This window comes from Demequina aurantiaca, from assembly GCF_000975135.1.
Lineage (GTDB): Bacteria > Actinomycetota > Actinomycetes > Actinomycetales > Demequinaceae > Demequina > Demequina aurantiaca.
Window position 1 is genome coordinate 1 of the sequence record NZ_BBRF01000001.1, and the last position, 14,048, is coordinate 14,048.

Genomic DNA, 14,048 nt, shown 5'->3' on the forward strand with positions numbered 1-14,048 from the left:
GCAGATGAACAAACCGTCAAATCGCCAACCCCCCGGGCGTGTCGACGCAACCTCGACCGAATAACTCCAGGTAAGTGCCCACATTTCACTACAATTGCCGGCCTCCGGCCTGCCGCTGCACCTGCTCCCACGCCAAACTGATGAGAAATCTTTTCTCGCCAGTTTCCATCATCGATGGCGCGTTAGTGGGGAATGGCCGAAGGCAAGGCTGTGGTTCCGTTTGAAACGCCAGTGTGCAGTGCCGGGGCTCGCGCATCCTGCACGCGCCTGTGCAAAGCAAAAGAGTGCCGGGGCTCCGCAGCCCCGGCACTCTTCTCTCTACAGCTCTCGTCGTTCCTATGCCGCTATTCGCTGACTCCAGCGCGCTGCAAGATAATCTCGCGAACACGACCGGCATCGGCCTGACCGCGCGTGATCTTCATGACAGCACCCACAATCGCACCCGCAGCCTGGATCTTGCCGTCTTGTAGCTTCGCCAGGACGTCGGGTTGAGCCGCGAGGGCCTCGTCGACCGCAGCCTCTAGGGCCGAGTCGTCGGACACAATCTCGAGCCCGCGGGACTCAACAACGGCCTTAGGGGATCCCTCACCCGCCAACACACCCTCGAGCGCCTGGCGTGCAAGCTTGTCGTTCAGCGTGCCCGCCTCGACAAGTCCCTGGAGCTCCGCGATGTCCTGGGGAGTGACGGGAAGAGTCGCGATGGCGACGTCGCGCTCGTTGGCGATACGGGCGAGCTCACCCATCCACCACTTGCGCGCTGCCTGCGGCTTGGCGCCGGCGGCGACGGTGTCCGCGATCAGATCAAGAGCGTCGGCGTTGATCGCGTCGCGCATCTCCATATCCGCGAATCCCCAGTCAGCCTGCAGACGCTTACGCATCTTGGCAGGGTGCTCAGGAATGGTGGCGCGCAACTCTTCGACCCACTCACGGGACGGCTGCACGGGAAGCATGTCCGGCTCCGGGAAGTAACGGTAGTCCTCCGCCTGCTCCTTGGACCGCCCGGGAGTCGTGGACTTGGTGTCCTCGTGCCAGTGGCGAGTTTCCTGCACCACGGGCTTGCCCGCGCTGAGCAGATCCGCCTGACGGCCGGCCTCGTGGTGAATTGCATTCTCGATCGCGCGCAGCGAGTTCACGTTCTTTGTCTCCGAACGCTTGCCGAACTCGATCGCCGACTGATCCTCGCCATCGGCCGCCTTGGCACGGAGCGAAAGGTTGACGTCGGCGCGAACCGACCCCTGCTCCATGCGTCCATCGGAAATACCGAGTGCTTTGACGATGTCGCGAATGGTCGCGACATAGGCGCGGGCCACCTCTGCGGTGCGGTTTCCCATGCCTTCGATGGGGTGGGTCACGATTTCGACCAGCGGCACGCCGCCACGGTTGTAGTCGACCAGCGAGTAGTCGGCGCCCTGGATCCCTCCCGAGCCGCCCTTGTGGGTGTTCTTACCTGCGTCCTCCTCGATGTGAGCACGCTCGATGCCGATCATGACCGCGGTGCCATCGTCCAGCACCACCTCGAGTTCGCCTTCGTAGCACGTGGGCTCGTCAAACTGCGAGATCTGGTAGTCCTTGGACAGGTCCGGGTAGAAGTAGTTCTTGCGCGCGAAACGGCTCGACTCGCGAATCGAGCAGCCCAAAGAAAGCCCCAGGCGAATCGCACTCTCGATGGCCTTCTGGTTGGGCACGGGCATCGCACCGGGCAAGCCCAGGCAAACCGGGCACACTTGGGTGTTGGGCTCAGCACCGAACTCGTTGGCACAACCACAGAACATCTTGGTCTTGGTGTTCAACTCCACGTGGACCTCGATGCCGAAAACCGGGTCGAAGTCGCGCGTCGCGGACTCGTACGTGTAGCTCATGAGCGGACCTCCAGTTCGGGGGCTTGGTCCATCAACGAACCACCCCATTCGGCGGCGAGGGCGGCCTCGAGCGCGGCACCGACGCGATAGAGGCGTGCGTCCTCGTGTGCGGGAGCCAGAATCTGGAAACCGGTGGGCAAGCCATCCTCCGGCGCCATGCCGGAGGGCAGTGACATGCCGGGGATTCCCGCGAGGTTGGCGGGAATGGTGGCGACATCGTTGAGATACATCGCCAGCGGATCGTCGATGCGCTCTCCCAGCTTGAACGGCGTGGTGGGGGTGGTCGGCGACACCAAGACGTCGGCCAACTGGAATGCCGCGGCGAAGTCCTTTTGGACCAGCGTGCGCACCTTCTGCGCCGAGCCGTAGTAGGCGTCGTAGAAGCCGGCACTCAACGCGTAGGTGCCGAGCATGATGCGGCGCTTCACTTCATCGCCGAAGCCCTCGGCACGCGTCGCGGCCATGGTCCGCTCGACCGTACCGGTCTCCACGCGCAGTCCGAATCGCACCGAGTCGAACTTGGCGAGGTTGCTTGAGGCTTCCGACGGCAGGATCAGGTAGTACGCCGCGAGCGCGTACTCGAAGTGTGGGCACGAGACCTCCACGATCTCCGCGCCCGCCGACTGCAACTTGTCGAGGCTCTCCTGGAAGCGCTGCTTGACACCGGCTTGGTAGCCGCCGCCCTCTCCCGAGTCGTCGCCACGCAATTCCTTCACGACGCCGATGCGCACTCCCGTCAGGTCGCCGAGCGCACCTTCGCGGGCGGCGGCCACCACTCCAGGCACAGGCTCGTTGAGCGAGGTCGCATCCATGTCGTCGTGCCCACCCATGACCTCGTGCAACAGCGCCGTGTCGAGCACGGTGCGGGCACAGGGGCCGAGTTGGTCGAGTGAAGACGCCAGCGCGATCGCGCCAAAACGCGAGACGCCACCATACGTAGGCTTGACGCCCACGGTGCCGGTGACGGACGCGGGCTGGCGGATGGAACCACCGGTGTCTGAACCCACCGCCAGCGGTGCCTCCCACGCGGCCAGCGCGGCCGCACTACCGCCACCAGAGCCGCCCGGGATTCGCTCGAGGTCCCAGGGGTTGTGCGTGGGACCGTAACCCGAGTACTCGGTGGAGGAGCCCATCGCGAACTCGTCGAGGTTGGTCTTGCCGAGGATCGGCATGCGGGCCTCGCGAACCTTGCGCGTGACTGTGGCGTCGTAGGGCGGGATCCATCCCTCAAGAATCTTGGAGCCAGCCGTCGTGGGCAGACCCTTCGTGACGAGCAGGTCCTTGAGGGCAATCGGCACGCCCGCGAGCGCGGGGAGCTCGACGCCAGCCGCACGGTCAGCATCCACGGCGGCCGCGGTCGCCAGTGCGCCCTCGGCATCGATGTGAAGGAACGCGTGCACGTCGCCATCAACGGCGCCGATCCGGTCCAGGTGTGCCTGCGTCAACTGAACGGAAGTGATCTCCCCCGCTGCCATCGCATCGGCCATCTGTGCAGCCGTCATACGGGTGAGATCGCTCATGCTTCCTCCCCCAGGATCTGCGGCACACGGAAGCGACCGTCCTCAGCGGCGGGTGCCCCAGCAAGCGCCTGTTCCTGCGTCAGAGACGGGCGCACCACGTCCTCGCGATGGACGTTCGCCATCGGAATGGGGTGCGAAGTCGCGACCACATCCGAGTCGGCGACCTCGGCCACCTTGGCGACGGCGTCCACAATCGCGGAGAGTTGACCCGCCATGCGGTCGAGGTCCTGGTCGGTCATGTCGATGCGGGCCAGCGCCGCGAGGCGCGCCACATCGGAGCGTTCAAGGGAAGACATGAGGCGAGTCTAATGGTTAAGCCACCGCGCATCAGTCGGCAGTTGCGGCCACGGGTACGGCGCGGTTTACTTCGGCTCCCAGGAATAGCCAATGAGCTGGATGCCTCGGTCCGCCGCTCCGGCGACGCCGGCGGCTTCTGCTGCCGGCACGCGCGTAACCGAGCCGTCAGGATGGTCGATGACGACCCAGTCCAGGTCCTCACGTCGTTCGAACCCAAGCCGCTCGTAGAGACGATGCGCCGGGTGCATGTGCGCCATCGTCGACAACACAATGCGCTTGGCGCCGCGTTCGACGGCAAAGTCCATTCCCGCTCTGGTGAGCTTGGCCCCTAGGCCACGTCCCCGTTCAATAGGAGAGACGGCCAGCATGCGGAACTCAAACTCATCCTCGCCGGCTACTTCGATAAAGGGGCTGCCTGGGGCGACGACGGTCAACGTGCCAACGATTGCGCCGGCGCCGGCCTCACCATCGGACATCATGAGGAGGTGCGCGCTCTCGGCACGCGCCTGCGCATCGCGAAGGGCGGCCAGGTACGGGTGAGCCTGATCGACGAGGCCATCGGCCAAGTAGGCCAATGCAGTGAGTTCGCCAATCTCTGCGATACGGCTCGACTCGTTGGGTGAGACCTCGCGTATTGATTCGGTCATTGGACTCTCCTCGTCTGGAGGTGGCGACCGCTCACTTTGCTCATCGCGCCCCCACCTATTTCGCGGACATTGCCCGTCGTTGGTGAAACCTTTGCCACCAATCTAGACCGCGCTGTTCGCTTGCGCCATCTTTAGGCCAGCGAGTCGCACGCGGGACCCGAACTAACTGATGATGCGCCGCGTGTGGCCGGACACGACCGAGGACAAAATCGCATTGATAGCGAAGGCCGATGAGTCCGCAAGCTTCACCACGTCGGGCGACAGGAGCCACTGAATCTGGAGGCCGTCCATCACCGCGATCACGCCGTTGACTGCGTAATCAATTTCATCATCCGAGGGCTGATCGCTGGGGTCGCATACCGCCAACAGCGCAGCCCGGACCTCGCCGCGCAGGGTTTCGTAGCGCTCGATAAAGAACTGTTTGGCGGGGTGGTTATCCGTCACCGACTCGGAGGACAGCACGGCGAAGGCTTGGACGATTCCAGGGCGCTCTTCGTTCATTCTGGCGGTGCGGACGAGGTGGTTGAAGAGCTCCAGTCCGTCGGGAATGTGCTGCCCTTCGATGTGCTCGACGTCCGTGCGGTCACGATAGAGCAGCACCTCAAGCAACAACTGGTCCTTGGACCCAAAATGATGCAAAACCCCTGCGTGAGTCATGCCTACCTGCTCGGCGATCTCCGCTAGCGAGCCGTTCTTGTAGCCCTTATTTCCGAACACCACCATGGCAGCGCTCAGGATCTCCTCGCGCTTTCTGAGGGTCTCTTCTCGCGGCTTGGCCACCCGCGACGTTGCGCTTTCAGTCATGCCGCCACAGTAACGGAAACATAACGGTTTGGTGACTTTGGCTCGGAGAGTTGCCAAACTTACTAACGAGTAAGTAAGGTTCCAACTGTCCCGCCCAACGAAGTGAACGTGGAGAAGAAAACGTGACGACGAAGTCCCAGGATGCACTTGCCGCCAGTAACACTGCCGGTGAGTCCATTGCACCGCTTGTGGCTGCCCTCAGCCTCGAAGACAAGGTGCGCCTGCTCACGGGACAGACCGCATGGCGTCTCTACGCAATGCCCCAGATTGGTCTCCGCTCACTCGCGATCTCCGACGGCCCCGTGGGCGTGCGCGGCACGGGCGAAATCCCCGGAGCAACCAGCCTTCTCATGCCTTCCCCCAGCGGCCTCGCAGCGACCTGGAACCTCGACGCTGCTCGCCGCGCAGGCACCATGTTCGCCACTGAGGCCCGTCGGCTCGGCGTAGACATCGTCCTCGCGCCACAGGTCAACATCCAGCGCACGCCCATCGGCGGCCGTCACTTTGAGTGCTACTCCGAGGATCCGTATCTCACCACTCAGATCGCGGCAGCAGCGGTGAGCGCCATGCAGGAAGCCGGCGTCGCGGCCTGCGTCAAGCACTACGTGGCCAACGACTCGGAGAACTACCGCACCGAGTACACGTCGCGAGTCCCCGAGCAGGCACTGCGCGAGATCTACATGGCACCGTTCGAGCACCTCGTCACCGACGTCGGTGTGTGGTCGGTCATGGCCGCATACAACGGCGCCGACGCCGGCGACGAGGCCGCCCCCATGACGGAACACGGTCACCTCAACAACGACGTCCTCAAGGGCGAGTGGGGCTTCGATGGCGTCGTCCTCAGCGACTGGATGGCCACGAACACCACCGTCGAATCGGCCAACGGCGGCCTCGACCTCGTGATGCCCGGCCCCGGAGGCCCGTGGGAGGACAACCTCCTCGAGGCCGTGCGTCGCGGCGACGTCGACGAAAGCGTCATCGACGACAAGGTCGCCCGCATTCTTTTGCTCGCGGAGCGCACCGGCGGTTTCGGTGACGCGATTCCCGCGCCCTCGCGTCCCGACGATGCGGAGTTCCTGCGCAAGCTCGCCGCCGAGGCCACCGTGGTTCTACGCCGTGGCAAGGACTATGTAGTAGACGCAGCAGACGTCGCCAGCATCGCACTCATCGGCCCGAACGCCGTCAACGCCTATGTTTTGGGTGGCGGCAGTTCGACGGTGCACCCGCACTACGTGGTCAGCCCCACGTCAGGCCTCACCGAAGCCTTCCCCAACGCCGACATCACGCTCCTGCGTGGCGGTTCCGCATTGGTCCACACGCCGCCCGCGGATCTCACACGGGACGCCACCGACCCCGTCACCGGTGAGGCGGGAATTGCTGTCACCGAGCTGAACACCGCTGGCGAGATCGTCTCGGCACTGGTCAACCCGACCTGGTCTGGCTGGCACAGCGACCCGTCCGCCGACTGCACCGACGTCGTCCTCGAGACCAATCTCGCCCTGCGCGAGTCTGGCGAGCACCGCATCGACGTCGGAGTCGTCGGCGCACACCGTATCTTCATCGACGGCACGCTCGTCTCCGAGTCTCACGTTGAGGTGGACGCCAACGTCATCCTCGACTCCAGCGCCAACTCCCCCATCGGCTCGGGCCTCACGATCACGATCGACGAGCCCCGCACGGTGCGCGTCCGCGTGGAACTCAAGACCGTCAACGCGGGCGGCTACGGCCGCTGGGTGCGCGCCGACTTCCGTCACGCTCGCCCCGGTCCCTCCATCGAAGATGAGATCGTCGAGGCCGTCGAGGCCGCCCGCAACGCCGACCTGACGGTGCTGGTGGTCGGCACCAATTCCGAGGTTGAGTCCGAGGGCTGGGACCGCGTGAGCCTGGCACTTCCGGGACGCCAGGACGAGCTCGTGCGCCGAGTTCTCGAGGTCGCCCCCGATGCGATCGTGGTCGTCAACGCCGGCGCACCCGTGCTGCTGCCCTGGCTCAACGAGGCCAAGACAGTTCTCTGGTCCTGGTTCCCTGGTCAGGAGTGCGGCAACGCCGTGGCCGACGTCATCACGGGAAAGACCGAGCCTGCGGGCCGCCTGCCCTGGACGCTACCCTCCTCCGAGTCGGACGTGCCCATCATGAACACTGCACCCGACGCCGACATGGTGCTGCACTACCCCGAGGGCGTCCATGTGGGCTACCGCGAATGGGAGCGCACCGAGAAGACTCCGGCCGCCCCCTTCGGCCACGGCCTCGGCTGGACCGACTTCGACTACGGTACCGAGGCATCGGCCCGTGTGGCGGACGATGGCACGGTCACCGTGACGCTGTCCGTCACCAACACCGGAAGTCGCGAGGGCGCTGAAGTCGTACAGGCCTACGTCGAGGCTCCCTCGCCCAGCCCAGCGGGCATCGAGCGCCCCATTCGTTGGCTCGGCGGATTCGAGCGCATCAGCATTGGCTCCGGCGAGACCTCGACCGTCTCGGTGCGACTGCCCCGCCGCACCTTCGAGGTCTGGGACACCGCATCCCACGCCTGGGTGCTGCCTGAGGGCGAATACGCGATCGCCTTGGGCCGCTCCGTCCGAGATCTCCGGACGCGCACCCTCATTAATCTTCCCTCCCACGGTGGCACCGCACCCGCGGTGCGCGAGAAACCGAGGGAGGCAAGCGCCCCCAGTCAGACGGCTCCTTCCGCCTGACGAACGGGTACAAGGAGTTGGCACTCGCTGGCTTCGAAGTATCACCACATCGAGTAGCCAACTGCTCACCTAAAATAAGATCCGCATCACGTCACAGAGAGGTACATGATGTCTAACCGACTAATCCCGGCCGTAGCCCTAGGGCTCGCCACCGCATTGGTTGTTGCAGGTTGCTCTTCGGACTCGTCCGAGGAGAGCAGCAACTCCCCCGCGCCTTCGAACAGCGAATCCGCTAGCGCGGGTGCTGCTGTCGGCACCGAGGCACTGACCATTGGTATGCCAAACGGCACCCAGACCGACAACTCGAACCCGTTCGTAAACACGTCGTCGGCACAGTCGCTCGGCTACGCATACGCGATCTACGAGCCCCTATTCCAGGTGACGGACATCTCGGACACCCCTCCGGAGCCGTGGCTCGCGACCGACGCTGCGTGGAACGAGGACTACTCGTCCGTGACGTTCACCGTTCGTGACGGCGTCAACTGGTCGGATGGCACCCCGCTGACGGCCGATGACGTTGCGTTCTCGTTCCAGATCCGCAAGGACAACGAGGCACTCAACAACACTGCACTGCCTTATGGCGACATCACCGTCGACGGCAACACCGTGACCGTTGGCTTCACGCAGCCCGTGTTCGTCAAGGCCAACCGCGTGCTCAACACGTTCATCGTGCCCAAGCACATCTGGGAAGGCATCGCCGACCCGACGACCGACCTCAACCAGGACCCGATCGGAACCGGCCCCTACGTCCTTGAGAACTGGACCCCTGAAGCCGTCAAGCTCGTTCCCAACGCTGACTACTGGGGCGGCACTCCTGCGGCTCCCGAACTGCTGTACACGTCCTACACGGACAACGCAGCCATGACGACGGCCCTCGTTGCCGGCGAACTGCAGTGGGGCTGGACGAACATCTCGGACTACGAGAACGTCTACATCGCCAAGGACCCGGAGCACAACCACTTCTGGACTCCCTCCGGTCTGGCAGTCGACGTGCTCTACCTCAACAACGAGACCAAGCCGTTCAACGACGTGGCCGTCCGCCAGGCACTCAGCATGGTGACTGATCGCAACGCGATCTACAACATCGGTTCGGAGAAGGCCTTCCCGGAGGTCACCTCGATCACCGGTATGCCGACGCCTGCCGGCAACGCGTTCATCTCATCCGAGTACGAGGGCAAGGAGTACTCGGTTGATGTCGAGGGCGCCAAGAAGGTCCTGACCGACGCCGGCTACACCTACGAGGGCGACAAGCTGTTCGACAAGGACGGCGAGCAGGTCACCTTCACGCTGACCGACCCCGCTGGTTGGAACGACTACGTCACCACCCTTCAGCAGATTGCCGACATGGCGAGCCAGATTGGTATCGAGGCTACGGTCGACACCCCCGACGCTGACTCCTGGTTCGGAGACATCGCCGCTGGTGACTTCCAGGCATCGCTGCACTGGACCGATGGTGGCCCGACGCCTTACGACATGTACAGCGACATCATGGATGGCGCTTACTACCTGCCGCAGGGTGAAGCCGCCAACTGGAACTTCGGTCGTTACAACAACGACGAGGCCACCAAGGCACTTGCTGACTTCTCGAGCGCATCCGAGGACTCGGTTCGCCAGGAAGCGATGGACATCGTCCAGAAGCGCTTCGTTGAGGACCAGCCCGCGATCATCGTCCGTGGACGTCCCGCATCCGCCGAGTACTCCTCGAAGTACTACACCGGATGGCCCTCGGATGAGGACCCGTACAACCAGGCACAGCCGACCGGCCCGCAGGCCTCTCAGATTCTTATGAAGCTGAAGCCCGCGACCGACTAGCAACAACGGTGGGGGCGGGCTCGTAAGAGTCCGCCCCCGCCGCACTCTGGTGTCACCAACGATTCACTCCAATACTTTGCAAGGAAAGCGAATGCCTACAGACACTCCTCCCGCCGGCAGTGCCGCCGCGGTCGAGACGGCCGGCGACGTCGTCCTCCGGGCCCAGGGCCTGACGAAGCACTTCCCATTGCGCGGCCTGGCCCGCGGCAAGGCAGTGCACGCCGTCGACGGGGTCGACCTTGAACTGACACGCGGCTCCGTCGTGGCGCTGGTGGGCGAGTCCGGCTCGGGCAAATCCACCATCGCCAAACTCCTTTCGCTGCTGATCCACCGCACGAGCGGCGACATCCGCCTGAGTGACAAGAGCGTTGACGGCCGTGGCAGGCGCGCATTCCGCCGCCACTCCAAGCGCGTCCAGATGATCTTCCAGGATCCGTTCGGCTCCCTCAACCCCATTCACACCATTCGCTACACCCTCACGCGAAGCGTCCGGATCCACAAGGGCAACCTCCGTGGCGACAAGTTGGAAGCGGCGCTCGAAGAACTCCTCGCCCGCGTCCAGCTCACGCCGGTGGACCGCTACATCGACAAGTTTCCCCACGAACTCTCTGGCGGTCAGCGTCAGCGCGTCGCGATCGCACGTGCCCTCGCCGCAGACCCCGACGTCCTCCTAGCCGATGAGCCCATCTCGATGCTCGACGTATCCATCCGCCTGGGGATCCTGAACCTCCTCAAGACGCTGCGCGACGACATGCACGTCGCCATCCTCTACATCACGCACGACATCGCCTCCGCGCGCTACTTCGCGGACCGCACGATGGTGATGTACGCGGGTCAGATTGTCGAGCAGGGTCCCAGCGAGGACATCACCCAGACTCCCGCTCACCCGTATACACGGCTGCTGATCGACTCGGCGCCGGACCCCGATGCGCCGGCTCGCACCGAACGCTCGACTTCCGGCGAGGCGCCCTCACTCGTGTCGCCCCCTCCCGGCTGCCGGTTCGCGGCTCGCTGCCCCTTCGCCAACGACCTATGCCGTTCAGAGACCCCTGACCTGTTCAACGTGCCCGGCGATGACCGCGCCGCACGCTGCTGGGGCTATTCGGACCGCGACAACAAGCCAGACGTCTCCGGCGTCGCCAAGTCCGTCAAGGAGACCATCTGATGCGCTTCTTCATTCGCCGCGGCATCTTCTACATCGTCACCGCATGGGCTGCCGTCACGCTTAACTTCTTCCTTCCGCGCATGATGCCGGGGGACCCCGTTTCCTCCCTGATCATCAAGTCCGGCGGCCAGATCAGCCCCGACGCGATCAACTCGCTCAAGGTGCTCTTTGGTCTCGACAACGGTCAGAGCCTGTGGGAGCAGTACACCTCCTATTGGAACCAGCTCTTCCACGGCGACCTGGGGCTGTCGTTCGCCTTCTTCCCCACTCCCGTGAGCTCCGTGATTCAGCAGTCGCTGCCCTGGACGGTGGGTTTGGTCGGCATCGCCACCATCCTCAGCGTGATTCTCGGCACGACCGTGGGAACGCTCATTGGCTGGCGCCGCGGCACCAAAGCCGATGCGGTACTCCCAGTCGCGACCTTCTTCTCCGCCGTGCCCTACTTCTGGTTCGGCCTGATCGCTATCCTGCTCTTCGCCGTGACCTGGGACTTCTTCCCCGCCTCCAAGGGCTACCAACCGGGCCTGATTCCCGCCTGGAACTGGGAATTCATCAGTTCGGTGCTGTGGCACGGAATCCTGCCCGCGCTCACCATCGTCGTGTCATCCATCTCCGGTTGGATCCTGGGCATGCGCAACATGATGGTGACGGTCAGCTCCGAGGACTACGTCACCGTGGCTCAGGCCAAGGGACTCAAGGAGCGTCGCGTCATGGTCAGCTACGCGGCGCGCAACGCGGTACTGCCGCAGATCTCCAGTTTCGCTCTCGCGCTCGGCTTCATCGTGGGTGGAACGCTGGTCATGGAGATGGTCTTCTCTTATCCCGGCATCGGCTTTGTGCTCTATCAGGCCGTGACCGCCAGTGACTATCCATTGATGCAGGGCTGCTTCCTCGTCATTACGCTCGCGATTCTCGTCGCGAACATGATGGCCGACGTGGTCTACGCATTCCTCGATCCACGCACTAGGCAGGAAGGTTAATCATGACTACTGTCGACACCAACAACCTGGAACCACAGGAGCTCCCACGTCCGGACGCGCCCGGCGTCTCGCACACCAAGCAGGGACCCCCCAAGCCCAAGAAGGGCTCGCAGTTTGTCTTCCTGCGTAACTCCAAGGCCATCACCGGCATGATCATCCTGGGCTTCTTCGTGATCATCGCGATCATCGGCCCCTGGATTGCCCCCTACGACCCCGATGCCTTCAGCGACCAGCTCGTCGCCCCGCCGTCGTGGGAGCACTGGTTGGGCACCACTCACCTGGGACAGGACGTCCTCTCTCAGTTGCTGGTGGGCACCCGCTACGTCATGATTGTGGGCTTCACCGCCGGCGTTCTCGCCACCATCCTCGCGGTGATTGTTGGAGTCACCGCCGGCTACCTAGGCGGCTGGAGCGACGAGGGTCTGTCCCTACTGTCAAACATCTTCCTGGTGATACCAGCGCTTCCGTTGCTCATCATCATCGCCAGCTCACTCGACGGCGGAATGATAGTCATTGCGGGGGTCATCTCGCTGACCGCTTGGGCCTGGGGTGCTCGCGTGCTGCGCGCACAGACCATGTCCCACCGCAAGCGCGACTACGTCGAAGCCTCCCGCGCCAATGGGGAGTCCACCTGGCGCATTGTCCTCGCAGAGATTCTTCCCAACCTCACCGCGATCATCGCGTCCAGCTTTGTCGCGACCGTGACCTTCGCCATCCTGACTCAAGTCACGCTCGCGTTCATTGGTGTGACCTCCCCCACCGACTGGAACTGGGGAACCATCCTCTACTGGGCACAGGGAAATCAGGCACTCGCCCGTGGCGCATGGTGGTGGTTTGTCCCCGCCGGTCTCTGCATCGCCGCCGTGGGTGTGGCGCTCGCGCTCATCAACTTCGGAATTGACGAGTTCGTGAACCCACGCCTGCGCTCCACGGGCAGGTACGCGCGAGTTCTCCGCAAGCGTGGCGTTCAGGCCCGCGTTGGTTTCACTCCCATCGACCGCGGCACGACGCACGGCGGAGTAGCTGCCACGCCACAACCCGGCAGTCCACCCGGCGGCAACTCCTTTGCCCCGGAGCCTTCCGGGGAAATCCCCGCTTCTACGAACGTGAAGGGCTAGAGATGACTACCACCGCCCCTGCGCTGACCAACGCGACGCTCCAGGCCGCGGATCCCATCCTGGAGATCAAGAACCTGTCGGTTGACTACGGGTTCGGCGACGACCCCACCCACGTCCTCCAGGACGTATCGCTCACGCTCAACCGCGGCGAGGTCTTGGGTCTCGCGGGTGAGTCCGGATGTGGCAAGTCCACGCTGGCTTATGGGGCAACCCGGCTGCTCCCCCCTCCAGGCGTGATTCGTGGCGGCGAGGTGATCTTTACCGGCCGTGACGGCGTCAAGACGGACATTCTCACGCTGAACGACAAGGATCTACGTACCGCTCGCTGGCGTGACTTCGCGATCGTGTTCCAGGGCGCGATGAACTCTCTCAACCCGGTTCACCGGGTCGGCACGCAGCTGATCGACGCGATCAAGGCGCACGGCAAGACCGCCACCAAGCAGGAGGCTCGTGACCGTGCGGCCTACGTCCTCGAGATGGTGGGCATCAACGCCGACCGTCTCAAGGCGTACCCCCACCAACTCTCCGGCGGCATGCGCCAGCGCGTCATGATTGCCATGGCCCTGGTGCTCGAGCCCGAGCTGCTGATCATGGACGAGCCCACCACCGCACTCGACGTGGTGATGCAGCGCCAGATCCTCGAGGAGATCACGGACCTGCGTGATCGCCTGGGATTCTCGGTGATCTTCATCACGCACGACGTCTCGCTCCTCGTAGAGGTAGCCGACCGCATCGCCATCATGTACGCGGGAGAGATTGTCGAAGCGGCGGACGCGAAGGACGCCTACTTGCGCCCCCGCCACCCGTACACCAGGGGCCTGCTCAATTCCTTCCCGCCCCTGCGCGGACCGCGTCGCGAACTGCAGGGCATTCCCGGTTCACCTCCCGACATGGCCAAACTCCCCTCCGGTTGCCGGTTTGCTGACCGCTGCCCCTTCGTCATGGATCGTTGCCGCACCGAGGACCCTGCGCTCTCGCGCACCGCCCTCAAAATGTCGGAACCAGAACGTCTGGTCGCGTGCCACCTTCACGATGGCAAGGCCAGCGAAGTACCCGCCGAGTTGGCGATTCAAGCGCCACAAAAGTAGGGAACGGCCTCGCTGCGGACACCATCCGCTGAGGCGAGGTGAGCGTGTCGGAGCAGTTGTGC

11 protein-coding genes are annotated in these 14,048 nt (G+C 64.1%); 6 read left to right on the plus strand and 5 right to left on the minus strand.

The features are described from left to right. Nucleotides 1-344 precede the first annotated feature (344 nt). The 5 genes from gatB to AOP73_RS00025 all read right to left on the minus strand — a co-directional run bounded on the left by gatB (nucleotide 345) and on the right by AOP73_RS00025 (nucleotide 5,127). A complete protein-coding gene (gene gatB / locus AOP73_RS00005) occupies nucleotides 345-1,859 on the minus strand; it encodes an Asp-tRNA(Asn)/Glu-tRNA(Gln) amidotransferase subunit GatB (RefSeq protein ID WP_061962631.1) in 1,515 nt (504 codons plus the stop codon). Further along, entirely contained in the window at nucleotides 1,856-3,379 is a 1,524-nt protein-coding gene (gene gatA, locus AOP73_RS00010) for an Asp-tRNA(Asn)/Glu-tRNA(Gln) amidotransferase subunit GatA (protein WP_061962632.1), read from the minus strand. Before gatA ends, gatB begins: the two co-directional genes overlap by 4 nt. Beyond that, nucleotides 3,376-3,675, minus strand: a complete 300-nt coding sequence (gatC, locus tag AOP73_RS00015; RefSeq protein ID WP_061962633.1) for an Asp-tRNA(Asn)/Glu-tRNA(Gln) amidotransferase subunit GatC — start codon at nucleotides 3,673-3,675, stop codon at nucleotides 3,376-3,378. Before gatC ends, gatA begins: the two co-directional genes overlap by 4 nt. A 66-nt stretch (nucleotides 3,676-3,741) precedes the next feature. After that, nucleotides 3,742-4,323 carry a GNAT family N-acetyltransferase gene (locus AOP73_RS00020; RefSeq protein WP_084626438.1) on the minus strand — a complete coding sequence of 194 codons (582 nt, stop codon included), beginning with the start codon at nucleotides 4,321-4,323 and terminating at the stop codon, nucleotides 3,742-3,744. Between the two features lie 162 nt (nucleotides 4,324-4,485). Then, the gene (locus tag AOP73_RS00025; RefSeq protein ID WP_061962634.1) at nucleotides 4,486-5,127 is read right to left on the minus strand and encodes a TetR/AcrR family transcriptional regulator; all 642 of its coding nucleotides are present in this window, start codon (nucleotides 5,125-5,127) and stop codon (nucleotides 4,486-4,488) included. 122 nt (nucleotides 5,128-5,249) lie between these two features. On the opposite strand from AOP73_RS00025, the gene AOP73_RS00030 reads away from it, so the two are divergent. The 6 genes from AOP73_RS00030 to AOP73_RS00055 all read left to right on the plus strand — a co-directional run bounded on the left by AOP73_RS00030 (nucleotide 5,250) and on the right by AOP73_RS00055 (nucleotide 13,986). Further along, nucleotides 5,250-7,823 carry a beta-glucosidase family protein gene (locus AOP73_RS00030; RefSeq protein WP_236683461.1) on the plus strand — a complete coding sequence of 858 codons (2,574 nt, stop codon included), beginning with the start codon at nucleotides 5,250-5,252 and terminating at the stop codon, nucleotides 7,821-7,823. A gap of 105 nt (nucleotides 7,824-7,928) precedes the next feature. Next, on the plus strand, nucleotides 7,929-9,635 hold the full coding sequence (locus AOP73_RS00035) for an ABC transporter substrate-binding protein (RefSeq protein ID WP_236683462.1): 1,707 nt from the start codon (nucleotides 7,929-7,931) through the stop codon (nucleotides 9,633-9,635). 91 nt (nucleotides 9,636-9,726) lie between these two features. Then, nucleotides 9,727-10,800 carry an ABC transporter ATP-binding protein gene (locus tag AOP73_RS00040; protein ID WP_061962636.1) on the plus strand — a complete coding sequence of 358 codons (1,074 nt, stop codon included), beginning with the start codon at nucleotides 9,727-9,729 and terminating at the stop codon, nucleotides 10,798-10,800. Then, entirely contained in the window at nucleotides 10,800-11,780 is a 981-nt protein-coding gene (locus AOP73_RS00045; protein WP_061962637.1) for an ABC transporter permease, read from the plus strand. Before AOP73_RS00040 ends, AOP73_RS00045 begins: the two co-directional genes overlap by 1 nt. Nucleotides 11,781-11,782: 2 nt before the next feature. Then, nucleotides 11,783-12,898 (plus strand): ABC transporter permease, encoded by a 1,116-nt coding sequence (locus AOP73_RS00050; protein ID WP_084626439.1) that lies wholly within the window; start codon nucleotides 11,783-11,785, stop codon nucleotides 12,896-12,898. Between the two features lie 2 nt (nucleotides 12,899-12,900). Beyond that, nucleotides 12,901-13,986: an ABC transporter ATP-binding protein gene (locus AOP73_RS00055; RefSeq protein ID WP_061962638.1), complete on the plus strand. Its 1,086-nt coding sequence runs from the start codon at nucleotides 12,901-12,903 to the stop codon at nucleotides 13,984-13,986. Nucleotides 13,987-14,048: the final 62 nt, after the last annotated feature.

Excerpts from the sequence above, each read along its gene's own strand:
- gatB (WP_061962631.1), bottom strand. The coding sequence starts at position 1,859 with ATGAGCTACACGTACGAGTCCGCGACGCGCGACTTCGACCCGGTTTTC.
- gatA (WP_061962632.1), bottom strand. The coding sequence starts at position 3,379 with ATGAGCGATCTCACCCGTATGACGGCTGCACAGATGGCCGATGCGATG.
- gatC (WP_061962633.1), bottom strand. The coding sequence starts at position 3,675 with ATGTCTTCCCTTGAACGCTCCGATGTGGCGCGCCTCGCGGCGCTGGCC.
- AOP73_RS00020 (WP_084626438.1), bottom strand. The coding sequence starts at position 4,323 with ATGACCGAATCAATACGCGAGGTCTCACCCAACGAGTCGAGCCGTATC.
- AOP73_RS00025 (WP_061962634.1), bottom strand. The coding sequence starts at position 5,127 with ATGACTGAAAGCGCAACGTCGCGGGTGGCCAAGCCGCGAGAAGAGACC.
- AOP73_RS00035 (WP_236683462.1), top strand. The coding sequence starts at position 7,929 with ATGATGTCTAACCGACTAATCCCGGCCGTAGCCCTAGGGCTCGCCACC.
- AOP73_RS00040 (WP_061962636.1), top strand. The coding sequence starts at position 9,727 with ATGCCTACAGACACTCCTCCCGCCGGCAGTGCCGCCGCGGTCGAGACG.
- AOP73_RS00045 (WP_061962637.1), top strand. The coding sequence starts at position 10,800 with ATGCGCTTCTTCATTCGCCGCGGCATCTTCTACATCGTCACCGCATGG.
- AOP73_RS00050 (WP_084626439.1), top strand. The coding sequence starts at position 11,783 with ATGACTACTGTCGACACCAACAACCTGGAACCACAGGAGCTCCCACGT.
- AOP73_RS00055 (WP_061962638.1), top strand. The coding sequence starts at position 12,901 with ATGACTACCACCGCCCCTGCGCTGACCAACGCGACGCTCCAGGCCGCG.